Consider the following 26,269-nt stretch of genomic DNA (forward strand, 5'->3'; position numbering starts at 1 on the left):
GGAAATACCGACATGAAGCTTCGCGGCATCATCGCGCTGGCGCTTGCGCTCCTGTGGACGCCGGCTCTGGCGCAGAGCAACCCCGGCACCTCACCGCTCTCCGGCGCCAAGGGCGGCACGAACAACGCCTTTATGCAGTTCTCCGGGCCTGCTGCGTCGATCAAGACGTACGCGCTGCCGAATGCCAGCGATACGATCGCGACCCTGGCGGCAATCCAGACGTTCACGGCGGCCAAGACCTTCAACAGCTCAACCCTGTTGCTCGCCGGTTCGTCCTCGGGTGCAACGACCCTCAATGCAAGTGCGGCCGCATCGGGAACGCTCACGTTGCCGGCGGCGACGGATACGCTCGTGGGCCGTGCCACGACCGACACGCTGACGAACAAGACGTTGACGAGCCCGGTCCTGACGACGCCGTCGCTGGGTGTGGCGACGGCCACCTCCATCAACAAGGTCGCCATCACCGCACCGGCCACGGGCGCGACATTGACTCTCCCCGATGGCGTCACCCTGACCGGGCCGGCGGCGTCGGGTACGGCGATGACGCTCGGCAACGCCGAGACCGTCACGGGCGTCAAGACCTTCGGCTCGACCGGCGCCGTCGGGCGGCTGAAGATCGCGGGCAGCACGTCGGGCAGCACGGTGCTCGACGCATCGGCCGTGGCGTCCGGCACGCTGACGCTGCCGGCGGCGACCGATACGCTGGTGGGCAAGGCCACGGTCGACACCTTCACGAACAAGACCTTCGACACCGCCGGCACGGGCAACAGCTTCTCGATCAACGGCCTGGCTGCAACCGCGAACACCGGAACCGGAGCCGTCGTCCGCGCGACGTCGCCGACCCTGGTGACGCCGACGCTCGGCGCGGCGACGGCGACCAGCATCAACGGAAACACCTTCACCGCCGGCACCTACACGCTGACCGGAGCTGCGGGCAAGGCCTTGACCTTCAGCAACAGCCTGACCCTTGCGGGCACCGACGCGACCACGATCACCTTTCAGGGCACCGACACCTATGTCGGCCGCGCCACGACCGACACGCTGACGAACAAGACGTTGACGAGCCCGGTCCTGACGACGCCGTCGCTGGGCGTGGCGACGGCCACCTCCATCAACAAGATCGCCATCACCGCACCGGCCACGGGCGCGACATTGACTCTCCCAGATGGCGTCACCCTGACCGGGCCGGCGGCGTCGGGTACGGCGATGACGCTCGGCAACGCCGAGACCGTCACGGGCGTCAAGACCTTCGGCTCGACCGGCGCCGTCGGGCGGCTGAAGATCGCGGGCAGCACGTCGGGCAGCACGGTGCTCGACGCATCGGCCGTGGCGTCCGGCACGCTGACGCTGCCGGCGGCGACCGATACGCTGGTGGGCAAGGCCACGGTCGACACCTTCACGAACAAGACCTTCGACACCGCCGGCACGGGCAACAGCTTGTCGATCAACGGCCTGGCTGCAACCGCGAACACCGGAACCGGAGCCGTCGTCCGCGCGACGTCGCCGACCCTGGTGACGCCGACGCTCGGCGCGGCGACGGCGACCAGCATCAACGGAAACACCTTCACCGCCGGCACCTACACGCTGACCGGGGCTGCGGGTAAGGCCCTGACCTTCAGCAACAGCCTGACCCTTGCGGGCACCGACGCGACCACGATCACCTTTCAGGGCACCGACACCTATGTCGGCCGCGCCACGACCGACACGCTGACGAACAAGACCTTCGATACCGCCGGCGCGGGCAACAGCTTCTCGATCAACGGCCTGGCTGCAACCGCCAACACCGGCACCGGCGCGGTGGTTCGCGCGACGTCGCCGACCCTGGTCACGCCGGCGCTTGGCACACCGAGCTCGGCCACGTTGACCAATGCGATCGGGCTGCCAGTTGGGACCGGCATCAGCGGACTCGGGGCTGGTGTGGCGACGGCGCTGGCGACGCCTTCGTCTGCGAATGTGGCCGCTGCGGTAACGGATGAAACCGGAAGCGGGGCACTGGTCTTCGGCACCAGTCCGACGATCGGCGGGGTTTTTAACTTCTCCGGCGCGCGCAAGGACTCGACGCAATCGACGCCGGCGCAGATCACGTCCAATCAGAACGACTACAATCCATCGTCGGTCGTGTGCGCCAGCAGCTCGACGCTGATCGTCAATGCCGATGCGGCGCGTGACGTCACGGGCATCGCCGGCGGCGTCGCCGGCTGCGACCTGTTCCTGTTCAACAACGGCTCGTTCGCGATCACGCTGAAGGATGACAGCACGTCGTCGACCGCGGCCAATCGCTTCGACCTCGGCGCCGATTTCATTCTCGCTTCCAAGGCGGCGGCGCATCTCAAGTACGACGGCACCGCCTCGCGCTGGCGCAATACGACGGGATCGGGCGCCGGCGGCGGCGGGAGCGGGACGGTGACGCAGGTCAGCACCGACGGGATCACGACCAGCGGCGGCCCGATTACGACCTCCGGCACCGTGTCGATCGCGGACGAGTACCGTCGCAACGGCTTGCTCGACCGCATCTACCAGGCCAAGGCGCTGGCCGGCTATCGCCGGGGGCTCAATGTCTTTGCCGATGGGTTCAAGGGGTCGGACGGCATCGCAGCCGGGAGTTCGTCCGGCTATACGCTCAACACCGGCACGGGTAGCGTCGCGGCGTCTGGCTATGCCGTGCAGGCTCCGTCCGCAGTCAACACCAGTTTTACCCTGGCGACCAGTGGCGCGGCTCAGGCTCAGCTCTACGATAACAACGACGCCACGCCTGCCGCAGATCCGTCCGGCCTCACGTCGTCGACGCAGGCGGCTTATGATTTCGGCAGCGCAAAGGACATCACGCGCGTCCGGGTGATCACGGCCTCGTCGAGCGGCTTCAGCGCCACGATCACCTTCAATATTCAGTACAGCGATACGGGCCTGACATCAGGCTTCACGACGGCGAGCACCATCGTTGTGCCCTCCGGCACCTCGCAGGCCGTGACCCAGACCTTCAGCAGCGCAGGCGCGCATCGCTACTGGCGGATTGTCTACGTATCCGGAACGACGGGCGGCAATGCCTGGCTCGGCGAGCTGTCGTTCTCGGTCTTCAGCAACATGGTGCTGGTCAGCACGGCGCTAACCGCAGATGCAAGCGTCTCGAATGCGCGGGCACTGCTGGAGTTCGATGCCACGGCGACGCCGACCCTCAACACGGATCTGACCGTCGAGGTGACCTGCAACGGCGGCACCAACTGGAGCGCCGCATCGCTGTCGTCCGTGTCGACCCACGGGCAGGGCGGCCGCACCGTCGCCGAGACGGCCGATACCGCCTGCACCGCCGGCACCTCCTTTGCCGCGCGCGTCAAGTCTTTGAACGACAAGGTGGTGCCGGTCTACGGCCTGTCGCTGTCGGTGCACTGAGGCAACCCCGCGACCCTCTCAACCCATCGGAGCGCAAGACCATGACCACCATTCCCTTCGTCGGGAAATGCTTCCCCACGGCCGCGGAGTTTCTCGGCTATCTCGACACCATCCAGTTCAAGGCATGGACGCCGCGCTTCGTCACCATGCACCACACCGGCGGCCCGTCGCTGGCGACCTGGCGGACCTATGCCCACGGCAATCGCAAGGTGCCGATCACGGATGCGCAGTGGATGAAGAATCTTGCCAGCTGGTACGGCACGCCGGAATCGAACGGCGGCCCCAAGGGCGGCCCTTGGAGCGCGGGGCCGCACTTCTTCTTCACCCCGGACAATTTCTGCGTGCTGTCGCTGCCGGAAAAGCGCGGCGTGCATGCGGTCTCCTTCAACGCAAATTCGTGGGGCGTCGAGTGCGTCGGCGATTTCGACAGCGAGGCCTTTACCCCGGATCTGGCGAGCCGCTACGCCGAGGGCCTGGCCTGCCTGCACGTTGCGCTCGGCATCAGTCCCGACCCGTATGTCTTCAACTTGCGCGGTCTGCACTTCCATCGCGACGATCCCAAGACCACCAAGACATGTCCCGGCCGCCGCGTCGACAAGGCGGCGATGATCGCGCTGGTCAAGGCGAAGATGGCGCAGCTTGCGGGCGCGGCCTCGCACGATGACGACGATCCGCCGCCGGCGGTCGTCGCGATCAAACGCAAGGGCACCGTCGACGTCGCCGCGGGCGATTTCCTCAGCGTGCGCGACGAGCCGAGCGCGAAGTCGCCGGAGACGCGTCGGCTCAACCGTGGCGCGGCGATCGACATCATCGGCGAGGCCATGAACGGCACCACGCGCTGGTACAGGATCGCCAGTGTCGACGGCGGCGACTTCGTCTCGGCGCGTTACGTCACGCTGGGCTGACGCCATGGGCGAGTTCGTCATGTGGGCCGTGGTGGTGCTGATCGTGATCGCGCTCCTGCTCGGTCCCGGCCTCGAGGCCTTGCGCAAGTTCATGGAGCGGATGTTCCGCTCCTGATGACCGTCGCGCGGGCGGCTCCCGCGCATTCCAACTGGAGACGAGAACGTGAATACAAACCTGATCCACAACATCCTCAACATCCTCATGATCGTTGTCGCCGGCCTTGCGGGCTTCGATTTCGTCGGCCTCGGGCTTGACCCGATCCTCGCCGGCAAAATCGTTGCGGGCCTCGGCACTGCCAAGATGATCATCAACGTCATTCGCGACGGCTTCGCCGGCCTCACCAAACAGCAACCGCCGGTTCAATGATCAGCGCGTCATGGTGGACGTTCCTGGTGGCAGCGCTCAAGGCGCTGCCGCTGGTTCTGCAGCTGGTCCAGCAGGTCAAGTCGGCTGCCGATGCCAGGGCCAACCAGGGCGTCGGCTACGACCAGGCTGTCGCCGACGGGCTCAAGGCGGCGAGCGAGCAGCTCGCGCAGTCCGACGCTGCGGTCGCGGATGCGAAGGCGAGGCAGTCCGCGCATCCGAACAGCGACGCCGGCCGCGATACCGAATTCCGGAGGGATTGATGCTTGTGCCGTTTCTGATGCTCGCCTTGCTGCTGCTTGCGCCGCCGGCGCAGGCGGCGACCACGGTTTGCCGGCCGACCCTCGGCGGCCTGCTCGAGTTCGAGTGCCGGGAACAGGAGGGCGTCAAGAATGCGGCGTCCTTCTGCGACGTGATGAACCGGCAGGGTGGCCCGGTGCGATGGTCGCGCAATGATACCGAGGCGACCAAGGATCGCGCCGACCTGATCAACGCTGCCGGCAAGCGGCTTTGCGGATGGGGAAAATAGCCGATGGTACGCAAGCGCCCTCCGGTCGTGATCGATACATCGGATGCCTCCTGGCACCTCGACCGCAAGGTGCCGGTGGCGATCATCATGGCCATCCTTCTGCAGACAGGCGGCGTCATCTGGTGGGGCGCCACGGCGGCCGAGCGCCTCAGCGCCCTGGAGCGCAAGGTCGAGCTGGCCGCTCCGCAGGGCGACCGTCTGACAAAGGTCGAAACCCGTCTGGAGGCCGTGCAGGACGGCATCAGCGAGATCAAGTCGATCCTGCGCAAAGAGCCGGCCGCGCCTAAGGCGCGCTGAATTCCTCCGTCCCTGGGAAGCATCACAAATGAAATTCCGCCTTGTCCTGGCGGCGCTGGCGATCGCCTGCGTCGCGCCTGCGCGCGCCGAGACCTGCATCGCTTCGCAGTACGGTATCGGCGACGGCTATCACGGCCGCCGCGCTGCCGACGGCTCGATCTTCAACACCTATGCCGGCGCCAGCGGCCGGGCCGACGATCCCTACACGGTCGCGCACAAGTCCCATCGCTTCGGCACGGTGCTCGAGATCACGAGCCTGGCGAGCGGCCGCTCGATCCGCGCCGTGGTGACCGATCGCGGGCCGTTCGTGCCTGGTCGCTGTGTCGATCTCGGCCGCGCCGGCGCCGATGCGCTCGGCATCGGCGGCCTCGGCCAGGTGCGTGTCGATCCCGTTCCCTGAATTCGTCCGCGTTCGCCTCCCGGACGAATGTGGCCGCCCTGTTCCGGTTGTCCCCCGGACCGGCGGCCTCGAGCCCGGCGCACCAATCCGGCCGCGGGCGATGCGCGTTGCATCGGCCGCGGGGTGCGCCGGGCTTTTGCGTCAGCTTTTTCCCGTATTCCTACGAACTTCGCACTCTCATCGGTGTCAGGCATATGCTATAGGGCCGCTTGTCCCGGTCGGCTTGAAATCTGGCCGGGGCAAGGCGGCAGAGGTCTTCTCGGCTTACGTCGGGTGGCCCCGGAAATAACCGTTAGTAGCAGCGCCGGGTCGCTCCTGGCGTGGCGGGAATACTGGGGGTCAGCACCTCTGCTGCTGAATTTCAACCACCCGGCACCAGCCGTGGGCAGCAGAGAGCCCGCAAATGACCTTCCTGTATATCTACGCCGCGGCGGGCCTCGCCGTGGGCTGTCTTGTGACTGGGCGCAACCGTCGAGTTGTTCGTCATGGCTTCAGGCGAGTGACGCGCGAGATCGGGCACACCGTTATTGACGGAGTTGCGCCATGATTTATTTGACACTCGCAGCGACACTCACGCTGACCATCATCTGCATGTTCGGCTTTGCCGGCACGTTCTTGCGGCTCAACCGGATCGAGGAAACCGTAAAGCGGGTGCGCGAGGCCGAGACGCGGCGACTCACACATGGGGGTTAGGCATGATCGTGAGCTGTCTTGCGACCTAGCGTAATCGCGGGGTCTTCCGCTGCGGCTCGTGCCGGATGGTGCGAGCGAGCCCGGCGCACCAATCCGGCCGCGGGCGATGCGCTTCGCATCGGCTGCGGGGTGCGCCGGGCTTTTCTTTGGTGTCAGTCGGGCTGCGGGCCGAATTCGATCAGGATCGGCCCTGGGCCGCCGTTTCTCTCGAAGAGGGTTGTTCGCGGATAGGGCTTTGCCGGCTCGGTCAGAATGATCACGGCCGCGACGGCGCTCGCGATCACTGCGAAGATCCCGCAAGTCGCGCCGAGCGCCTTGAGATATCGCAGGACCTGGTGCTTCGCCGCGGTCCGGTCGACGGCCAGGAGCTGGTTGAGCCACCGCATGGCCGGGCGCTGTGCTGCGTCCAGGCTCAGGGCGGAAAGCAGCAGCGATGCGCGCAGGAGCCACCAGCTCAAAACCCCGGCGACCGTGAGCACCTGCACGGCCGCCTGCTTCCCCCTGTGATGCCTCAAGCCCCGTTCCCCATGCGCCCGCCGCAATTGTGCCGCATTGTTACTCATTGCAACCGCTCCGAGCAAGGGGCGGCCTCGCCGCGCGGAGGTAGCTGGGTCTCCGCTGGAATGCCAGCGCGCCGCGCGTTTCGCTGTGCGAAATCGCTCCGGGGTTTTCTCCGGGGTTTTGGTGCCGCAGAAGCCAGCAAAGGCCGGCAATTCCCCGCAATTGTTCTAGTCAATACGTGTATTATTTTATTGCGCGGCGAGCTAAATGTCTTTGATTGCTCAAGCTTTTCGCTGGCGATCCCGGCAGGACTCGAACCTGCAACCCGCGGAGTAGAAATCCGCTACTCTATCCAGTTGAGCTACGGGACCGTCTTGAGCCGGCCGGTCTGGACGGCTGGCCGTTCGTCTAGCATGCCAATATGAAAAATCTGGTGTTTCGCCAAGCCTGAACCGAACCGTTTTCCTCAAAGCCGCGACAAAGCGGAACGGTGGGGTGTCAGGGTGCCGGGTTGGGCGGCAGCGGACTGGACGATGGATCACATCGCCGGGACCGCTGAAGTGCTTCCGGGACACGGCCGCCGGTCGACTGGCCAGGTGTTGCCGCGCCATCAGGGCGGCGTGCGCGGCGATGCTTGATCGGTCTTCTTTGGGCTTGTCATGGCGCAATGCGGCGTTTTTGCACTTCTGGTTCCATGGCCTTGAGTCCGTCACCTTTCCGCGCATTTCATCTGAACGCGGCGTTCGCTGCGATATCCGGGAGTCTATCATGATCGGTCTGGTTCGCGCCGTCACACTCTGCGCCACGCTGGCGTTCGGCCTTGCCGCCGCGCAGGCCGCGGACAAGGCGTTCAAACGCGACGATCTCGCCGATTCCGCGATCAAGCTGGAGGCCCAGATCAAGAGCGAAGCGGGGCCGGTCGCCAAGTCCAGCGCGACGCTGCGCACGGATGCCGACGCCGCCTTCCGGCGCAACGATGTCCGCACCGGGCTGTCGGTGCTCGGCCAGATCGCGGCCACCACGCCGGACGATGCCGGCAACTGGCTGCGGCTTGCCAAGGTCATCTTCCAGATCTCGCCGAAGAGCTCGAGCGAGCAGACCTTCCTGCTCGAGCGCGCCTCGACCGCCGCCTATATCGCCTATCAGCGCGCCGGAAGCCCGGGCGAGGAGGCCGACGCACTCGCCGTGCTCGGCAAGTCGCTGGCCGAACGAAAATTGTGGCGGCCGGCGCTGGATGCATTGCGGCTGTCGCTCGACATGCGTGAGGTCGCCGACGTCCGCGGTCAATATGAGAAGATGCGCGACGAGCACGGCTTCCGGCTGCTCGACTACACCGTGGACTCGGATTCGGCGAGCCCGCGGGCCTGCTTCCAGTTCTCGGAAGAGCTTGCCAAGCGGACCGACTTCGCGCCGTTCCTGGCGCTGGCGGGTCAGGACAAGCCGGCGCTGTCGGCAGAAGGCAAGCAGCTCTGCGTCGACGGGCTGAAGCACGGCGAGCGCTACAACATCAATCTGCGCGCCGGCCTGCCGTCCACCGTGAAGGAGGGCCTGCCGAAATCGGCCGAGTTCAACGTCTATGTCCGCGACCGCAAGCCCTTCGTGCGCTTCACCAGCCGCGCCTATGTGCTGCCGCGGACCGGCCAGCGCGGCATTCCCGTGGTCAGCGTCAACACGCCCGCAGTCAACATCAACGTCTTCCGGATCGGCGACCGCAATCTGATCAACACGGTAGTCGACAGCGACTTCCAGAGGACGCTCTCGACATACCAGCTCTCCGATCTCGGTGACCAGCGCGGCGTCAAGGTCTGGTCCGGCGAGCTCGCGACCGCGATGACGCTGAACCAGGACGTCACCACCGCATTCCCGGTGGACCAGGCGCTGGGCGAGCTCCAGCCCGGCGTCTACGTGATGACCGCCGCGGCCAAGGGCCCGGGCTCGGACGACGAGTACCAGCTCGCGACGCAATGGTTCATCGTCTCCGACCTCGGCGTCTCCGCTTATTCAGGCAACGACGGCATCCACGTCTTCGTCAACTCGCTGGCCTCGACCGATCCGGTCGGCAAGGCCGAGGTGCGGCTGGTTGCCCGCAACAACGAGATTTTGGCCACCCGCAAGACCGACGACAGCGGACACGTGCTGTTCGAGGCCGGCCTCGCGCGCGGCGAGGGTGGGCTGTCGCCGGCGATGCTCACCGTCACCGGCGAGAAGGCCGACTATGCCTTCCTCAGCCTCAAGTCCTCCGCCTTCGATCTGTCCGACCGTGGCGTTTCGGGGCGTGCGGTGCCGGCCGGCGCCGACGCGTTCGTTTATGCCGAGCGCGGCGTCTACCGCTCCAGCGAGACCGTCTATCTGACCGCGCTGTTGCGCGACGGCCAGGGCAATGCCGTCACCGGCGGGCCGATGACGCTGGTGATCGAGCGTCCCGACGGCGTCGAATTCCGCCGCGCCGTGCTGGCCGACCAGGGCGCCGGCGGCCGCACGCTGGCCGTGCCGCTCAACTCGGCAGTCCCCACCGGAACGTGGCGGGTGCGCGCCTTCACCGATCCGAAGGGATCGTCCGTCGGCGAAACCACCTTCATGGTCGAGGATTACGTTCCCGACCGGATCGAATTCGACCTATCTGCCAATGACAAGCTGATCAAAGCTAATGCTCCAGTGGAGCTGAAGGCGGACGGCCATTTTCTCTATGGCGCGCCGGCCTCGGGCCTCCAGCTCGAAGGCGACATGCTGGTGGCGCCTGCGAGCGAACGCCCCGGCTTCGCCGGCTATCGGTTCGGCGTCGATGACGAGGAGACCACCTCGAACGAGCGCACGCCGCTCGAGGACCTGCCCGAGGCGGACGCCAATGGCGTTGCGACGTTTCCGGTCACGCTGGACAAGCAGCCGGCCTCGACCCGGCCGCAGGAGGCGCAGATCTTCGTCCGCATGGTCGAGACCGGTGGCCGCGCGGTCGAACGCAAGATCGTGCTGCCGGTCGCGCCCGCCGCGGCGCAGATCGGCATCAAGCCCCTGTTCGGCGACAAGAACGTCGCCGAGGGCGACAAGGCCGAGTTCGAAATCGTGTTCGTCTCCCCCGAGGGCAAGACGCTGCCCCGCGACGGCCTGCGCTACGAGCTCCTGAAGATGGAGTCGCGCTACCAGTGGTACCGCCAGAACAATTATTGGGAGTACGAGCCGGTCAAGTCGACCTCGCGCGTCGCGGACGGTGACGTCACAATCGCGGCCGACAAGCCGGCGCGCATCTCGCTCAGCCCCCAGCCCGGCCGTTACAGGCTCGACGTCAAGTCCAACGACGCCGACGGCCCGGCGACCTCGGTGCAGTTCGACGTCGGCTGGTATTCCGACGGCAGCGCGGACACGCCGGACCTGTTGGAGACCTCGATCGACAAGCCACAATACGCCTCCGGTGACACCATGACGGTGTCGGTCAACGTCCGTAGCGCCGGCAAGCTGACCATCAACGTGCTCGGCGACCGCCTGCTGACGACCCAGACGATCGACGTCAAGGAAGGCACCGCGCAGGTGAAGCTCCCGGTCGGCAAGGACTGGGGCACGGGCGCCTATGTGGTGGCGACACTGCGCCGTCCGCTCGATGCAGCCGCCCAGCGCATGCCGGGCCGGGCGATCGGCCTGAAATGGTTCGGCATCGACAAGCAAGCCCGGACGCTCCAGGTGAAGCTGACGCCGCCGGCGCTGATCCGGCCGAATTCGTCGCTGAAGATCCCGGTCAAGCTCGATGGGCTCAATCCGGGCGAGGACGCCAAGGTCGTCATCGCCGCGGTGGATGTCGGCATCCTCAACCTCACCAATTACAAGCCGCCGGCGCCGGACGATTACTATCTCGGTCAGCGCCGCCTGAGTGCAGAGATTCGCGACCTCTATGGGCAGCTGATCGACGGGATGTCGGGCACGCGCGGCCAGATCAAGTCCGGAGGCGACGCCGGTGCGGGAGAGCTCCAGGGCTCACCGCCGACGCAAAAGCCGCTCGCACTCTATTCGGGCATCGTCACGGTCGCTGCTGACGGCACTGCGGAGGTTAGCTTCGACGTTCCGGAGTTCGCCGGCACCGCGCGCGTGATGGCCGTGGCGTGGACCGCCACGAAGCTCGGCCGCGCCAGCACCGACGTTGTGATCCGCGATCCCGTGGTGCTGACCACGACCCTGCCGCGGTTCCTGCTCAATGGCGACCACGGCACGGTCAATCTCGAGATCGACAATGTCGAGGGCGAGGCTGGCGACTACGTCATCAACGTGAAGACGGGCGGCCCGGTGAAGATGACCGGCAATCCCGCGACCACGGTGAAGCTCGCCGCCAAGCAGCGCAACGCGTTCTCGCTCGCGCTCGATGCGACTGCGGCGGGGCAGGCGACGCTCGACGTCGACATCAAGGGGCCGAATGGCCTCGCGCTGGCGCGCCACTATGCCTTCGACGTCAAGGCGGCGACGCAGGTGCTGGCACGGCGCTCGATCCGCACCCTCACGAAAGGCGAGAGCCTGACGCTGACCTCGGACATGTTCTCCGATCTCGTGCCGGGCACCGGCAGCGTCTCGGTCTCGGCCAGCCTGTCCACCGCGCTCGATGCGGCGACGATCCTCAAAGCGCTGGATCGCTATCCCTATGGCTGCTCGGAGCAGATCACGAGCCGGGCCATGCCGCTGCTCTATGTCAACGATCTCGCTGCCGGCGCCCATCTCGCGATGGACACCGAGGTCGACCAGCGCATCCGCGACGCGATCGAGCGGCTGCTGGCCCGCCAGGGCTCGAACGGCTCGTTCGGCCTGTGGTCGGCGGGCGGCGACGATGCCTGGCTCGATGCTTACGTGACGGACTTCCTCACCCGCGCCCGCGAAAAGGGCTTTGTGGTGCCGGACGTGCTGTTCAAGAACGCGCTCGATCGCATCCGCAACTCCGTGGTCAATGCCGACGAGCCCGAGAAGGACGGCGGCCGCGATCTCGCCTATGGCCTCTACGTGCTCGCACGCAACGGCGCGGCGCCGATCGGTGATCTGCGCTATCTCGCCGACACCAAGCTGAACAACCTCGCGACGCCGATTGCGAAGTCGCAGCTTGCGGCAGCGCTGGCGCTGGTCGGCGACCGCAACCGCGCCGAGCGGGTGTATGGTGCCGCGCTCGACAGCCTCGCGCCCAAGCCGGTGCTGGAGTTCGGCCGCACCGATTACGGCTCGCAGCTCCGCGATGCCGCAGCGCTTGTCTCGCTCGCCAGCGAGGGCAACGCGCCGAAGGCGACGTTGACGCAGGCAGTGTCGCGGGTCGAGACAGCGCGCGGACTGACGCCCTACACCTCCACGCAGGAGAATGCGTGGCTGGTGCTGGCGGCGCGGGCATTGGCCAAGGAGAACCTCTCCATCGAAGTGGACGGCCAGCCGGTCAAGACCGCGCTCTACCACACCTACAGGGCGGACACGCTGAGCGGCAAGCCGCTGAAGATCACGAACACCGGCGATGCGCCGGTGCAGGCGGTGGTCTCGGTGTCGGGTTCGCCGGTTACGCCGGAGCCGGCGGCGTCCAACGGCTTCAAGATCGAGCGCAGTTATTACACGCTCGACGGCAAGCCCGCCGATATCAGCAAGGTCAAGCAGAACCAGCGCTTTGCGGTGGTGCTGAAGATCACCGAGGCCAAGCCTGAGTACGGCCACATCATGGTGTCGGACTATCTGCCGGCCGGCCTTGAGATCGACAATCCAAAGCTGGTCTCGTCGGGCGACAGCGGCACGCTGGACTGGATCGAGGACGGCGAGGAGCCGGAGGATACCGAGTTCCGCGACGACCGGTTCACCGCGGCGGTCGACCGCGCTTCGGATTCCAAATCGGTCTTCACCGTCGCCTATGTCGTGCGCGCGGTCTCGCCCGGAAAATATGTGCTGCCGCAAGCCTATGTCGAGGATATGTATAGTCCCTCGCGCTATGGGCGGACCGGCACGGGAACCGTGGAGGTGCGGGCGGCGAAGTGAGGTGGTGGATTCGAACGTAAGCGGGATTGTATGAACGACGCGGCGTCACATTCTCAGTCGTCATGCCCGGGCTTGTCCCGGGCATCCGCGGACTTGGGCGCCGCTGGCAAGAGCGTGGATGGCCGGGACAAGCCCGGCCATGACGGAGTGCGGGGCAGGGGCCTTCGTGCCCTCTCAGCCGTCGCACTCGCCTTCATCCTCGCCATCATCGGTTTCGTCGGCTGGGTCTACTCGCTCGGTCCTCTCCCGGTCGACAAGGCTCGGCAAGTCTCCACCACCATCGTCGACCGCCATGGCAAGCTGCTGCGCGCCTATGCCATGGCGGATGGGCGCTGGCGGCTGCCGGTCGACGCCAAGACCGACGTCGATCCGACGTACCTGAAACTCCTGTTTGCCTATGAGGACCAGCGCTTCTACGCCCACAACGGCCTCGACCCGCTGGCGCTGGGGCGCGCCGCGTTGCAGCTCGGAACGCGCGGCCACATCGTCTCGGGCGGCTCGACCATCACCATGCAGCTCGCGCGGCTGATGGAGCCGCGACGGCACCGCTCGCTTCATGCGAAGCTGCGGCAGATCGTGCGCGCGATGGAGCTGGAGCGGACGCTGAGCAAGGAGCAGATCCTCGATCTCTATCTCGCGCTCGCGCCTTACGGCGGCAATCTCGAAGGCATCCGCGCCGCCTCCATCGCCTATCTCGGCAAGGAGCCGAAGCGGCTGTCGCTGGCGGAGGCGGCGCTGCTGGTCGCGTTGCCGCAATCGCCGGAAACCCGCCGGCTCGACCGCTATCCGGACGCGGCGCGCAAGGCGCGCGACCGCGTACTCGACCGCATGGTCGAGGAGCACGTAGTCAGCATTGAGGACGCAACCCAGGCCAAGGCTGTGCCGGTACCGAAGCTGCGCAAGCCGATGCCGATCCTGGCGCCGCATGCCTCCGATACCGCGCTTTCGACGGTCAAGAACACGCCGGTCATCAAGCTGACGCTCGATGCGAGCTTGCAGAAGGTGCTGGAGCCGCTGGCGCGCGACCGCGCTATTGCGCTCGGGCCGAACATCTCGGTCGGGATTGTCGTCGTCGACAACGAAAGCGGCGACGTGCTCGCGCGCGTCGGCTCGGCGGATTATTTCGACGAGAGCCGGGCAGGGCAGGTCGACATGACCCGCGCGATCCGGTCGCCGGGCTCGACTCTCAAGCCGTTCATCTACGGGCTCGCCTTCGAGGACGGCTTTGTCCATCCCGACAGCCTGATCGACGACCGCCCGATCCGCTTCGGCTCCTACGCGCCGGAGAATTTCGACATGACCTTCCAGGGCACGGTGCCGGTGAGGAAGGCGCTGCAATTGTCGCTGAACGTGCCGGCCATCGCGCTGCTCGACCGCGTCGGCTCCAGCCGGTTGGCATCGCGGCTGCGTCAGGCAGGCGGCAACCTGGTTCTGCCCAAGGACGAGGCGCCAGGACTCGCCATGGGGCTCGGCGGGGTCGGCGTGACGCTCCAGGATCTCGCCCAGCTCTATACGGGCTTCGCCCGCCTCGGCACCACCAAGCCACTGCGCGAGGTCGTGACTGACCAGGACGACCGCGAGCCGCTCCGGTTGCTCGATCAGGTCGCGGCCTGGCAGGTCGGCAACGTGCTGTTGGGAACGCCGCCGCCGGAGAACGCTGCCCACAACCGGATCGCGTTCAAGACCGGGACCTCCTACGGCTATCGCGATGCCTGGTCGGTCGGCTTCGATGGCCGCATGACCATCGGCGTCTGGGTCGGCCGCCCCGACGGCGCCCCGGTTCCCGGCCTGATCGGGCGCGTCGCTGCCGCGCCGATCCTGTTCGACACCTTTGCCAGGACCGGCAAGACGCTCGCCCCGTTGCCGAAGGCGCCCAGGGGAACCCTGGTGGCAGGCAACACCAAGCTGCCGCTGCCCCTGAAGCGGTTCCGCCCGGTTGGGGAACTGGTGCGCACCGGCAGCGATCAGGCGCTGCACATTCAGTTTCCGCTCAACGGCTCGCGGATCGATGTCGATCGATCGGGCAGCCGGGAGAACGCAGCCATGCCGGTCAAGGTCGCCGGCGGCGTACTGCCCATGACCGTCATGGTTAACGGCACCGCGCTCGGCGAGATCGACGGCCGGCGTCAGCGGTTGATCGATCCGCCCGGACCGGGCTTCGCCCGGGTGACCGTGATCGACGCCACTGGCGCCGCGGACACAGTCGTCATTCGAATTCAATGACCCTGCCTCAAGCGGTTGTGGCGATGGCGGTTTCAGCGTAAGCGGAACCAATGGCCGAGACCTACCCAAGCCCCCGTTTTGGAGCACCCCGCGAGTCGAAATCACCCGTAAATCCGGGCAGTGGACTCGTTCGCATGTTCGACATCGTCACGGCCAGCCATGCGCGCGCGGTCGGCTTCCTGGTGCTGTGCGCGCTGCTGCTGTTCTTGCCAGGCTTCTTCACCATCCCGCCGATTGATCGCGACGAAGCGCGGTTTGCCCAGGCCACCAAGCAGATGGTCGAGAGCGGCGACTACGTCGATATCCGCTTTCAGGAGGACGTCCGCTACAAGAAGCCGGTCGGCATCTACTGGTTGCAATCGGCGACCGTCGAAGCCGCGTCGATGCTCAAGCTGCCGAAGGCCGAATTGCGCATCTGGGTCTACCGGCTGCCGTCGCTGATGGGCGCGATCGGCGCCGTGCTCATGACCTATTGGGCCGCGCTCGGCTTCGTCACGCGGCGCGCCGCGGTGCTGGCGGCGCTGATGATGTGCGCGTCCGTACTGCTCGGCGTCGAGGCGCGGCTGGCGAAGACCGATGCCATGCTGCTGTTCTGCGTCGTCGCCGCGATGGGCGCGATGGCGCGAGCCTATCTGTCCTGGCAGCGCGCCGAGGACGAGACGCATCCGCCCTGGAGCTGGCCCGCGATCTTCTGGACCGCGCTCGCTGTCGGCATCCTGATCAAGGGCCCGCTGATCCTGATGTTCGCGGGCCTCACCATCGTCGTGCTTGCGATCCAGGATCGCGATGCCTCCTGGCTGTGGAAGCTGCGGCCGCTCTGGGGTCTGATGTGGATGCTGGTGCTGGTGCTGCCCTGGTTCGTTGCGATCTTCTGGCGCGCGGGCGATACCTTCTTCGCCGATTCCGTCGGCGGCGACATGCTGAGCAAGTTGGGGGCCCAGGAATCCCATGGCGCGCCGCCCGGACTGTACCTCGCGTTGTTCTGGATCACGTTCTGGCCGGGCGCGCCGCTTGCGGCGATGGCGGCGCCCGCGGTGTGGCGGGCGCGGCGCGAGCCCGGCGCGCAGTTCCTGCTGGCCTGGCTGATCCCGTCCTGGATCGTGTTCGAGGCGGTGCTGACCAAGCTGCCGCATTACGTGCTGCCGCTCTATCCGGCGATCGCGATCCTCACCGCAGGCGCGGTGGAGCGGCGCGTGCTGTCGCGTTCCTGGTTGATGCGCGGTTCGGCCTGGTGGTTCGCGATCCCCGCTGCCGCCTCGATCATCGCAGTCGTCGGCGCGGTGATGCTGACGCGGCAGCCGGCCTTCGTGGCCTGGCCGTTCATCGCGGCCTCACTGATCTTCGGCCTGTTCGCCTGGTGGCTCTACGACAACAATCGCGCCGAGCGATCGCTGCTCAATGCGCTGGTCGCAGCCCTGATGCTGGCGGTGACGGTCTACGGCATCGTGCTGCCGTCGCTGACGCCGCTCTTTCCGAGCATCGAGATCGCGCGCGCGCTTCGCAACGTCACCTGCGTCGGACCGAAGGCGGCTGCGGCCGGCTATCACGAGCCGAGCCTCGTCTTCCTGGTCGGCACCCGGACCTTGCTCACCGACGGCTCTGGTGCGGCGGATTTCCTGCGGCAGGGGAGCTGCCGCTTCGCGCTGATCGAGCAGCGCTCGGAGCGCAGCTTCGTGCAGCGCGCCGAGGCGATCGGGCTGCGCTACAAGGTCGGCACGCGCATCGACGGCTATAACTTCTCGCAAGGGCGCGCGATCTCGATCTCGATCTTCCGCTCGGAAGGCACCGAATAGGATGCGGGCGCCGACCGACATTGCGCCGCGTGCCGGCTATCCCGCGCAATTGCTCGTCGTGTCCTGGGGCGCGCTGGCGCAACTCGTGCGGTCGCCCTCGCATTCGCGCCGGGCCGAGGCGGCCCGAAAGCTGGCGCGGCACTCGCTCTGGCTCAGCGTAGCGGGCGCAGCGCTGGTCATCGTGCTGATGGTCGGGTTCGATCAGACCGAGATCGAGTTGATGCCGCCGCGCGGCACACCAAGCCTGTGGCCGATCCGCATCCTCACCGATTTCGGCAAGGACGAGTATCTGCTGATCGTGCTAGGGGCTGCGCTGGTGGCTGTGGCGTTCGTTGCGGCAGGGTTGCACGGGTCTCGCCGCGCCCTGCTGCTCGGCTTCGGCACGCGGCTTCAGTACATATTTCTGTCTGTTGCCGTGTCGGCGTTCGTCGCCGAGATCCTGAAATATCTCATCGGCCGCGGACGTCCGTTCGTCGGCGGCAAGGCCAATCCGTTCAACTTCGTACCGTTCGAGGGGACGGGGGCCTATGCCAGCCTGCCGTCGGGACACGCAGTGGCAGCGTTCGCCCTGGCGTTTGCCGTGTCGGCATTGTGGCCGCGCCTGCGCGTGTTCATGTTCACTTACGCAATCGTGATCCTGCTGACACGCCTGGTGCTGCTCGCGCATCACCCGAGCGACGTGGTGGCCGGCGCCCTGGTCGGCATGGTCGGGGCCATGGCGGTTCGCTACTGGTTCGCGGCCCGACGGCTCGGCTTTGCCGTCCGAGCCGACGGCACCATCGTGCCTCTTCCGGGAGCGGCCTGAGGCCGCCTCAAAAGGGTTGCCCACGGGGCATCCGCCCCATAAAAGCGGCTGCCTGCCGGGACCGCCGGTTCCCCAAGGCGCAGGCCAAATCCAACCACGAGCCTCCTTTGTCGACGTCCCAACCTTCGGTTTCCATCGTCGTTCCCGTGCGCAACGAAGCCGATAATATTGCGCCGCTGATCGCGGAGATCGGTGCGGCGCTCGATGGCCGCTGGGCCTATGAGATCATCTACGTCAACGACGGCTCCACCGATGCGACCGGCGAGCGGCTTGCCGCAATCATGACGCAGCGGAGCAATCTGCGTCAGCTCCGCCATGCGCGGTCGGGCGGCCAATCGGCGGCCGTGCGCAGTGGTGTGCGTGCGGCGCGCGGGGACATCGTGGCGACGCTCGACGGCGACGGCCAGAACAATCCCGCCTTCCTGCCGGACCTGATCGCGGCGGTCGAGAAAAGCCCGCGCGTCGGGCTCGCCGCCGGCCAGCGGGTGGGGCGCAAGGACACCGGTTTCAAGAAGTTCCAGTCGCGCGTGGCGAACGGCATTCGCAACGCCATCCTGAAGGACGGCACGCGCGACACCGGCTGCGGACTGAAGGCGTTCCGGCGCGACGTCTTCCTGATGCTGCCTTATTTCGACGGGCTGCATCGCTTCCTGCCGGCGCTGGTGCGCCGAGAGGGCTACGAGATCGCCTATGTCGACGTGATCGACCGACCGCGTCACTCCGGCGTGTCGAATTACGGCTTCTTCGACCGGCTATGGATCGGGATCATGGATCTCGCCGGCGTGTGGTGGCTGATCCGCCGCAAGAAGCCGACACCAGACGTGACTGAGGTGAAGGCATGATCATTCAATACGGCCAGGCGGTCAGCAACTATTTCTACGACGTCTTCGTCGCCAAGTTCGACTTCTGGCTCGCATTCGGCCTGGTCGCGCAACTCTTCTTCACGGCCCGATTCCTGGTGCAGTGGATCGCGAGCGAGCGGGCCGGCAACAGCGTGGTGCCGATGGCATTCTGGTTCTGCTCGATGGGCGGCGGCGTGATGACCCTGATCTACGGCATCGTGAAGCGGGAGCCCATCATCATCCTGGGCCAGATGTTCGCGACCATCATCTATCTTCGCAACATCATGCTGATCTGGAAGAATCACGGCACCGCGTCGAAGACGCTGGATCGCTGATCCTATCGCGGCAGCGCCGATGCCGCGCCCGACGCGGGCAGGGCGGCTGTATCCGCCTCGGTCCTGCGGTAGGGCTCGCCGGCTGCGTCGAGCACGGGATAGGCGACCGAGCAGATATGCGAGTGGATGCGGCGCAGGTCGCGCAGCACGTCCAGATGCAGCGACGTCGTTTCGATGGTTTCGGGGCGGCCCTCGCGCAGGCGGTCGAGATGCCGCTCGACCGCGGCAAGCTCGGTGTTGCGCAGCGCAGTTTTCTCCACCAGCAGCTTGCGCGCCTCGTTGGCGTCGCCCGACATGAAGACGCCGAACGCGATACGCAGCGAGTCCATCGTGCGCTTGTGGAAGGCGGCGAGCTCGTCGGCCCCTTCCGCCGAGAACTGAAAGCGCCGCTTGATCTTCTTGGTGGCGAGCTCACTCAGACTCTTGTCGATGATGTCGCCGATATGTTCGAGGTTGATGGCGAAGGAGATGATCTCCATCGCGCGGCGTCCTTCGCTCTCGTCGAGGCTGCCCCGCATGAGCTTGGTCACGTAGAGCTTGATGGCCTCGTCGAGACCGTCGACGAGATTGTCCATCTTGGAGACCTGGTCGACCAGCGCACGGTCGCTGGTCATCATCGCCGCCATCACCTTGCGCAGCATCACCTCGACGAGATCGCCCATGCGCAGCGTCTCGCGGGCGGCGTCGGCGAGCGCCAGGGACGGTGTCTCCAGCGCGGTCTCGTCGAGATAGCGTGGCCGGGCCGGGTCGGCCTCCTGCACGCGATCCGGCAGAAGGCGGGTGAGCAGGCGCGACATGGTGTCGAGCAGGCCGATGAAGACGATGGCCGTGCCGACGTTGAAGGCGATGTGGAAAGCCGCCGTCATCCTGGCGAGGTCGGGCTGCCAGGCGTGCATGTGCTCGGCGATCACACTCAGGAAGGGCAGGACGACGGCGATCCCGACCACGCGGTTGACGAGATTGCCGACCGGTAGGCGATAGCTCGCGGGATCGTCACGCCTGGCACCCTCGAACACGGGATTGATGGCGCTGCCGAGATTGGCCCCCAGCACCAGCGCCAGCGCCGCATCGGGCGAGATGAACTGCGAATAAGCCAGCGACATGATCAACAGCACGCTGGCGACGCTCGAATGCACCGCCCAGGTGACGAGGGCGGCGATGACGATGCACAGAATGGGATCGCTTGTGATGGCTGACATCACGACGCGGACGCCGGGGGCGTTCTCTGCCGGCGCCAGCGTGTCGAGGAGGATGTGCAGCGAGAGCAGCATCAGGCCGAGGCCGATGCAGACGCGGCCGATGTCCTTGATCCGCGAGCGCGGGCCTGAGCGGAAGGCGACGAGTCCGAGCACGAACAGGACCGGCGCAACGGCTGCGATGTTGAAGGACAGCACCTGCACGATCAGCGTCGTGCCGACATTGGCTCCCAACATGATGGCGAGCGCAGCGGCGAGGCTGACGAGGCCCTCGGCCGCGAACGAGCTGGTGATCAGCGCCGTCGCCGTGCTGCTCTGGAGCAGCGCGGTGAGTCCGAGACCGGCGGCGAAGGCGCTTGCGCGGTTGCTCAGTGCCTTGCCGAGCAGGCGCCGCAGGTCGGGACCGAAGGCACGCAAAATGCCGCTGTGGACCATGTGCAGGCCCCACAACAACAGCGCAACGCCGCCCATGAGATCGAGCAGAACCAACGTTCCCATGCTCCGTATCCGGATTGGAGTCGATTGGTGAGGCTAGCGCCAAACGGCAGCGGATCAAACTCCTTGTTGGCGCATCGGCGTTAACGTTTACGGCAGCGGAGCGTTCCCGCGGCGCGCGATTGCGCGTCCGCCGGAGCGCGATTGCCGTGTCCCGAGGCACGCTGCCTTGCGAGCAGGCTCACATTGCCGCTTTCAGGGCAGCGAAGCCGCGATCGAGATCGGCCTTGAGGTCGTCGACGCTCTCCAGCCCGATGTGCAGACGCAGCGTCGGGCCGCCAGGTGCCCATTTGGTCGCGGTGCGATAGGCATCGCAATCGAAGGGGATCACGAGGCTCTCGAAGCCGCCCCAGGAGAAGCCCATGCCGAACAGCTTCAGCGTATCGAGCATGGTGTCGACCGCCTTCTGCGGCGCGGGCTTCAGCACGATGCTGAACAGGCCTGACGCACCGGTGAAGTCGCGCTTCCAGATCGCATGGCCGGGGTCGGTTTCGAGCCCCGGATGCAGCACGCGCGCGACCTCGGGTCTGGCGGCGAGCCAGCGCGCCATGTCGAGCCCGGAGCGATGATGCTGCGCCAATCGCACCGACAGCGTGCGCAGACCGCGCAGCGCCAGAAAGACATCGTCGGGGCCGGCGCAGACGCCGAGCAGGCGGATGCCCTCGTTGATCTGCGGCCAAGCCTTGGCATTGGCAGAGATCGTGCCGAACATGATGTCGGAATGGCCGCCGATATATTTGGTGGCCGCCTGCATGCTGATGTCGACGCCCTGCTCGAGCGAGCGGTGATAGAGCGGGGTCGCCCAGGTGTTGTCGTCGATGACGAGCGCGCCGCGGGCATGGGCGACCTCGGCGATGGCGCGGATGTCGGGCATCTCGAACGACTGCGAGCCTGGCGCCTCGACCAGTACCGCACGCGTATTGGGCTTGAACAGCTTGTCGATGCCCGCGCCGATCAGCGGATCGAAATAGGTGGTCTCGACGCCATAGCGGGCGAGCATGCCGTTGCAGAAATTGCGCGAAGGCCGGTAGACGTTGTCGACGACCAGAAGATGGTCGCCGGTCTTCAGCACCGAGAGCAGGGCGGTGGAGATCGCCGAAAGTCCGGACGGCACGATGCCGACGCCGGCGCATTGCGGTCCCTCCAGCGCCATCAGCGTGTCCTGGAACGCTCTGGTCGTCGGGGTGCCGTGGCGGCCATACGTGAACTCGCCGCGATGGGCGTGCAGGTCCTCGGCGGTCGGATAGAGCACGGTCGAGCCGTGGAACACGGGCGGATTGACGAACCCCTTCTGCGCCTTGGTGTCGCGACCGGAGGTGACCAGCCGGGTTTCGGTGTGCTGCTCTTGGGGGGGCGAGGAATCCATGCGCCTGCTTTCAAAATCGCGTTTCCACCGGGCGCGTTGCGCCCGGGGGTTAGCCGAAAGGCCGTCGTCGTTAATAACAGAACACAGAAGAGTCTCGTCAACCCCTTGACCCGGCAGGCCAGTCGTTCTGTGATGCGCAGGTGCTATTCAGTCGCCGCATGTTGAGGGGCCTGCCGCGACCTTCGATCCAATGTCTGACCGGACCTTGCGCCGCAGCTATAATGGCGGGCGCGTGCGATGGGGATTAAGGTATGGCCTCCCGGGATCGGCGGGTGTTCGGCAGGGTTTTCCAGCATGACTCTTGCAGGGCTAGCCTTGCTACGATTAGCCCTGGCAGAGATGACCCCAAAGACAACATTCCTGACCTTGAGACGACCTTGAAAGGCCCAAAGCCCATGAAACGCGTAACCCTGGCTCTCACCCTTGCTCTCGCCGCCGGCCTCTCTGCCGAAGCCGCCGATGCGCAAACGCTCAAGACGGTCAAGGACCGGGGCATGCTGTCCTGCGGCGTCAGTCAGGGCTTGCCCGGCTTCTCCTCGCCCGATGACAAGGGCAACTGGACCGGCATCGACGTCGACGTCTGCCGCGCCATTGCCGGCGCGATCTTCAACGATCCGACCAAGGTCAAGTACGTGCCGCTGTCCGCCAAGGACCGCTTCACGGCGCTGCAATCCGGCGAGATCGACGTGCTCTCGCGCAACACCACCTGGACCATCTCGCGCGACACCTCGCTCGGCGCCAACTTCACCGGCGTGACCTACTACGACGGGCAGGGCTTCATGGTGAAGAAGTCGCTCAAGGTGAATTCGGCGCTCGAGCTCAACAGCGCATCGGTCTGCGTGCAGACCGGCACCACCACCGAGCAGAATCTCGCCGACTACTTCAAGGCCAACAACATGAAGTACGAGGTGATCGCGTTCGCCACCAACGACGAAACCGTCAAGGCCTATGAAGCCGGCCGCTGCGACGTCTTCACCACCGACCAGTCGGGCCTGTACGCCAATCGTCTGAAGCTTGCCAAGCCCAACGACCACATGGTGCTCCCCGAGATCATCTCGAAGGAGCCGCTCGGTCCGATGGTGCGCCACGGCGACGACCAGTGGTTCGACATCGTGAAATGGACGCTGTTTGCGATGATCACCGCTGAAGAGCTCGGCGTGACCTCGAAGAACGTCGACGAGAAGGCGAAGCTGGAAAATCCGGAGCTGAAGCGCGTGCTCGGCAGCGACGGCAATTTCGGCGAACAGCTCGGCCTGACCAAGGATTGGGTGGTGCGGATCGTGAAGGCGGTCGGCAATTACGGCGAGGTGTTCGATCGCAACGTCGGCGCGGGCTCGCCGCTCGCCATCAATCGCGGTCTCAACAATCTCTGGAACAAGGGCGGTCTTCAGTACGCGCCGCCGATCCGCTGATCACCCCGATCGGCCGGCAACGGCATGAGCACCGAGGCCCGAAAACCGCCGCCCCAGATCGCGCTGAAGATCCGGCGCATTCTGGGCGGCAAGGCAGGCTGGAACGGCGTTGCCGTCCAGTTTGCCTTCGCGGCGATCCTGGGCTGGATCGGCTATGAGATTGTCTCCAATGCTCGCGCCAATCTTGAGAACCAGCACATCGCCGCCGGCTTCGGCTTCCTCAGGAACAATGCCGGTTTCGACGTCAACCAGACCCTGATCCCCTATACCGGCTCGGACACGTTCCTGCGCGTGTTTGTGGTCGGGTTGCTGAACACGCTCGTGGTCTCCGTGGTGGGCATCGTCTTCGCCACCGTGATCGGCTTCGTCGTCGCGCTGTGTCGGCTGTCGCCCAATTGGCTGTTGTCGCGGGTCGGCGAGATCTATGTCGAGGTCATCCGCAACCTTCCGGTCCTGTTCCAGATCCTGTTCTGGTACCTCGCTGTGCTCGCGGCCTTGCCCAATCCGCGGCAGGGCATTTCGCTGTTCGGCATCGCCTTCATCAGCAATCGCGGCCTGGTGATTCCGCGGCCGGTCGGCGAGAGCGGCCTCGAGCCGTTCCTGGCGATGCTGGCGCTCGGCATCGTGGCGTCACTGGCCCTGCGCTTCTATGCGCGGCGTGCGCTGTTTCGGCAGGGGCGGATGGTCCGGATCTGGCCTTATGTCCTGGGCCTGCTGTTCGGATTGCCGCTCGTCACCATGCTGGTATCGGGTCTGCCGTTGAGCTTCGAGATGCCACAGCTCAAGGGATTCAACTTTGCCGGCGGCTCGCGCATCATCCCGGAATTCGTGGCGCTGACGGTCGCGCTGTCGACCTATACCGCCGCCTTCATCGCCGAGATCGTGCGCGCCGGCATCCTGTCCGTTCACAAGGGGCAGATGGAGGCGGGATCCTCGCTCGGTCTCAGCCGCGGCGCCACGCTCCGCCTGATCGTCGTGCCGCAGGCCATGCGCGTCATCGTGCCGCCGCTGACCAACCAGTACCTCAATCTCACCAAGAACTCGTCGCTGGCGGTCGCGATCGGCTATCCTGACCTGGTGTCCGTGTTCGCCGGCACCTCGCTGAGCCAGACCGGGCAGGCGATCGAGATCATCGCGATGACGATGGGCATCTATCTCCTGATCTCGCTCCTCACCAGCGCCGTCATGAGCGTCTACGGTTGGCGCGTCAGCCGGAGTCTCGGCGCATGACCGACATCACCTCAAGCAGCTTCGTCCGCCAGGACCTGCTCGCCGAGCGTCCCGCGCCGGTCAAGACCACGGGCTTCATCGGCCTGGTGCGCACGCGCCTGTTCAATTCGCCGACCAATATCCTGCTCACGATCCTGGGCGCCCTGCTGCTCTGGTTCACGATCGTTCCTTCCGTCAAGTTCCTGATGGTCGATGCGGTCTGGAGCGGCCAGGACCGCACCGCCTGCCTGACCGAAAACGCCGGCTTTGCGGTCGGCGCCTGCTGGCCCTACATCCAGGCGAAACTCCCGCAACTGATCTACGGCTTCTATCCCGAGGCCGAGCGCTGGCGCGTGAATCTGACGCTCTTGCTCGCGGTCGTCCTGCTGTTGCCGCTGCTCATTCCGCGGCTGCCGGCGAAGGGCCTGAATGCCAGCCTGTTCTTCGTCGCCTTTCCCCTGGTCGCATTCTTCCTGCTGCACGGCGGCGGCATCAAGGGCTTCGGCCTGAGCTGGACGGCCGGCCTGCTGCAATTGTTCGACGAGAGCATCATCGGTGCCGGGCAGGCGCTGCTCAATCTCAGCAAGACGTCCGCCGTCGCACCGTTGCTGTGGGTTGTCGGCAGCCTCGTCGTGCTGGTCGGCACGGCGATCTCCTGGCTGATCTTTCCGCTCACCTGGCTACGCGATTACGTCCAGGGGATGGGCCAGCCGGTCTGGGCCGATTTCGCCGTCACCGCCGCGATTGTCTGCCTGATCGCCTTTGTGCTTGGCGGCGGCGTTCGTACCGGCGGGCGGGCTCTGGCATCCAGCATCGCCACGTTCATTGCCGTCGCGATCGTCATCAAGCTGATGGGGCTCGACCGTGGGGGATTGCCGCTCGTAACGACGAATCTCTGGGGCGGCCTTCTGGTGACGCTGGTGGTCTCCGTCACCGGCATCGTCACTTCGCTGCCGATCGGCATCGCGCTGGCGCTCGGCCGCCGCTCCACCATTCCCTTGATCCGGATCTTCTCGATCGCCTTCATCGAGTTCTGGCGCGGCGTGCCGCTGATCACCGTGCTGTTCTTCGCCACCTACATGCTGCCCCTGTTCCTGCCCGGCAATTTCACCGTCGACGGCCTGGTCCGGGCGCTGATCGGCATCGCGCTGTTCACCGGCGCCTATCAGGCCGAGAACGTCCGCGGCGGGCTCGCTGCGATCCCGCGCGGGCAAGGCGAGGCTGCCGCGGCTCTCGGCCTGTCCTGGTGGAAAACGACCTCGCTGATCGTGCTGCCGCAGGCGCTGCGTCACGTCATTCCGAACCTCGTCAACAGCTTCATCTCGCTGTTCAAGGACACCTCGCTGGTCTCGATCGTGGCACTGTTCGACCTCCTGGGCTCGCTTCGCGCCTCGTTCTCGGATCCGAAATGGTCGACGCCGTCGACCGCGTTCACCGGCTTCGCCTTCGCCGGGATCATCTATTTCATCTTCTGCTTTGGAATGTCGCGCTACTCGCTGTTCGTCGAGCACCGCCTCAACGCCCATCGTCGCAACTGATCGAGG

At 66.1% G+C, this 26,269-nt stretch carries 20 protein-coding genes and 1 tRNA gene; 17 read left to right on the forward strand and 4 right to left on the reverse strand.

What is annotated here, in order from left to right; translation table 11 throughout:
* Positions 1 to 12 precede the first annotated feature (12 nt).
* The 8 genes from ACSHT2_RS02765 to ACSHT2_RS02800 all read left to right on the forward strand — a co-directional run bounded on the left by ACSHT2_RS02765 (position 13) and on the right by ACSHT2_RS02800 (position 6,575).
* Positions 13 to 3,387: a beta strand repeat-containing protein gene (locus ACSHT2_RS02765; RefSeq protein WP_440640284.1), complete on the forward strand. Its 3,375-nt coding sequence runs from the start codon at positions 13 to 15 to the stop codon at positions 3,385 to 3,387.
* Between the two features lie 41 nt (positions 3,388 to 3,428).
* Positions 3,429 to 4,292: an amidase gene (locus ACSHT2_RS02770; RefSeq protein WP_440640285.1), complete on the forward strand. Its 864-nt coding sequence runs from the start codon at positions 3,429 to 3,431 to the stop codon at positions 4,290 to 4,292.
* A 163-nt stretch (positions 4,293 to 4,455) separates the two neighbouring features.
* Entirely contained in the window at positions 4,456 to 4,659 is a 204-nt protein-coding gene (locus ACSHT2_RS02775) for a hypothetical protein (RefSeq protein ID WP_440640286.1), read from the forward strand.
* Positions 4,656 to 4,919 carry a hypothetical protein gene (locus tag ACSHT2_RS02780; protein ID WP_440640287.1) on the forward strand — a complete coding sequence of 88 codons (264 nt, stop codon included), beginning with the start codon at positions 4,656 to 4,658 and terminating at the stop codon, positions 4,917 to 4,919. The genes ACSHT2_RS02775 and ACSHT2_RS02780 overlap by 4 nt, the downstream gene beginning before the upstream one ends.
* A complete protein-coding gene (locus ACSHT2_RS02785) occupies positions 4,919 to 5,185 on the forward strand; it encodes a hypothetical protein (protein WP_440640288.1) in 267 nt (88 codons plus the stop codon). Before ACSHT2_RS02780 ends, ACSHT2_RS02785 begins: the two co-directional genes overlap by 1 nt.
* Positions 5,186 to 5,188: 3 nt before the next feature.
* Positions 5,189 to 5,482, forward strand: a complete 294-nt coding sequence (locus ACSHT2_RS02790; protein WP_440640289.1) for a hypothetical protein — start codon at positions 5,189 to 5,191, stop codon at positions 5,480 to 5,482.
* A gap of 28 nt (positions 5,483 to 5,510) precedes the next feature.
* Positions 5,511 to 5,882: a septal ring lytic transglycosylase RlpA family protein gene (locus tag ACSHT2_RS02795; RefSeq protein WP_440640290.1), complete on the forward strand. Its 372-nt coding sequence runs from the start codon at positions 5,511 to 5,513 to the stop codon at positions 5,880 to 5,882.
* A 543-nt stretch (positions 5,883 to 6,425) separates the two neighbouring features.
* Complete coding sequence (locus ACSHT2_RS02800) at positions 6,426 to 6,575, forward strand: hypothetical protein (protein WP_440640291.1); 150 nt, start codon at positions 6,426 to 6,428, stop codon at positions 6,573 to 6,575.
* A gap of 152 nt (positions 6,576 to 6,727) precedes the next feature.
* On the opposite strand, the gene ACSHT2_RS02805 is transcribed toward ACSHT2_RS02800, so the two are convergent.
* Both ACSHT2_RS02805 and ACSHT2_RS02810 read right to left on the reverse strand, forming a co-directional pair.
* On the reverse strand, positions 6,728 to 7,060 hold the full coding sequence (locus tag ACSHT2_RS02805) for a hypothetical protein (RefSeq protein ID WP_440640292.1): 333 nt from the start codon (positions 7,058 to 7,060) through the stop codon (positions 6,728 to 6,730).
* A gap of 310 nt (positions 7,061 to 7,370) precedes the next feature.
* Positions 7,371 to 7,447, reverse strand: a tRNA-Arg gene (locus tag ACSHT2_RS02810).
* Between the two features lie 397 nt (positions 7,448 to 7,844).
* Here ACSHT2_RS02810 and ACSHT2_RS02815 point away from each other — a divergent pair.
* The 6 genes from ACSHT2_RS02815 to ACSHT2_RS02840 all read left to right on the forward strand — a co-directional run bounded on the left by ACSHT2_RS02815 (position 7,845) and on the right by ACSHT2_RS02840 (position 19,047).
* Positions 7,845 to 13,049: an alpha-2-macroglobulin family protein gene (locus tag ACSHT2_RS02815; RefSeq protein ID WP_440640293.1), complete on the forward strand. Its 5,205-nt coding sequence runs from the start codon at positions 7,845 to 7,847 to the stop codon at positions 13,047 to 13,049.
* Positions 13,050 to 13,163: 114 nt separating this feature from the next.
* Positions 13,164 to 15,272 carry a penicillin-binding protein 1C gene (gene pbpC, locus ACSHT2_RS02820; RefSeq protein WP_440643026.1) on the forward strand — a complete coding sequence of 703 codons (2,109 nt, stop codon included), beginning with the start codon at positions 13,164 to 13,166 and terminating at the stop codon, positions 15,270 to 15,272.
* Positions 15,273 to 15,322: 50 nt separating this feature from the next.
* A complete protein-coding gene (locus tag ACSHT2_RS02825; protein WP_440640294.1) occupies positions 15,323 to 17,065 on the forward strand; it encodes an ArnT family glycosyltransferase in 1,743 nt (580 codons plus the stop codon).
* A 1-nt stretch (position 17,066) separates the two neighbouring features.
* A complete protein-coding gene (locus ACSHT2_RS02830; protein ID WP_440640295.1) occupies positions 17,067 to 17,870 on the forward strand; it encodes a phosphatase PAP2 family protein in 804 nt (267 codons plus the stop codon).
* A gap of 107 nt (positions 17,871 to 17,977) precedes the next feature.
* A complete protein-coding gene (locus tag ACSHT2_RS02835; RefSeq protein WP_440640296.1) occupies positions 17,978 to 18,712 on the forward strand; it encodes a glycosyltransferase family 2 protein in 735 nt (244 codons plus the stop codon).
* Positions 18,709 to 19,047, forward strand: coding sequence for a lipid-A-disaccharide synthase N-terminal domain-containing protein (locus tag ACSHT2_RS02840; protein ID WP_124160894.1), 339 nt, complete (start codon positions 18,709 to 18,711; stop codon positions 19,045 to 19,047). Before ACSHT2_RS02835 ends, ACSHT2_RS02840 begins: the two co-directional genes overlap by 4 nt.
* 2 nt (positions 19,048 to 19,049) lie before the next feature.
* Here the strand turns inward: ACSHT2_RS02840 and ACSHT2_RS02845 are convergent, their stop codons facing one another.
* Entirely contained in the window at positions 19,050 to 20,741 is a 1,692-nt protein-coding gene (locus tag ACSHT2_RS02845) for a Na/Pi cotransporter family protein (RefSeq protein WP_440640297.1), read from the reverse strand.
* A 178-nt stretch (positions 20,742 to 20,919) separates the two neighbouring features.
* A complete protein-coding gene (metC, locus tag ACSHT2_RS02850; RefSeq protein ID WP_440640298.1) occupies positions 20,920 to 22,104 on the reverse strand; it encodes a cystathionine beta-lyase in 1,185 nt (394 codons plus the stop codon).
* A gap of 395 nt (positions 22,105 to 22,499) precedes the next feature.
* Here metC and ACSHT2_RS02855 point away from each other — a divergent pair, with 395 nt between their 5' ends.
* From ACSHT2_RS02855 to ACSHT2_RS02865, 3 genes are read left to right on the forward strand one after another with little or no spacing between them, the layout of a single operon-like run.
* Positions 22,500 to 23,516 carry an amino acid ABC transporter substrate-binding protein gene (locus ACSHT2_RS02855; protein WP_124160899.1) on the forward strand — a complete coding sequence of 339 codons (1,017 nt, stop codon included), beginning with the start codon at positions 22,500 to 22,502 and terminating at the stop codon, positions 23,514 to 23,516.
* Positions 23,517 to 23,540: 24 nt separating this feature from the next.
* On the forward strand, positions 23,541 to 24,746 hold the full coding sequence (locus tag ACSHT2_RS02860; RefSeq protein WP_440640299.1) for an amino acid ABC transporter permease: 1,206 nt from the start codon (positions 23,541 to 23,543) through the stop codon (positions 24,744 to 24,746).
* Entirely contained in the window at positions 24,743 to 26,263 is a 1,521-nt protein-coding gene (locus ACSHT2_RS02865; protein ID WP_440640300.1) for an amino acid ABC transporter permease, read from the forward strand. The genes ACSHT2_RS02860 and ACSHT2_RS02865 overlap by 4 nt, the downstream gene beginning before the upstream one ends.
* Positions 26,264 to 26,269 lie beyond the last annotated feature (6 nt).

The sequence above is a fragment of the Bradyrhizobium sp. PUT101 genome, assembly GCF_052043945.1.
Taxonomy (GTDB): domain Bacteria; phylum Pseudomonadota; class Alphaproteobacteria; order Rhizobiales; family Xanthobacteraceae; genus Bradyrhizobium.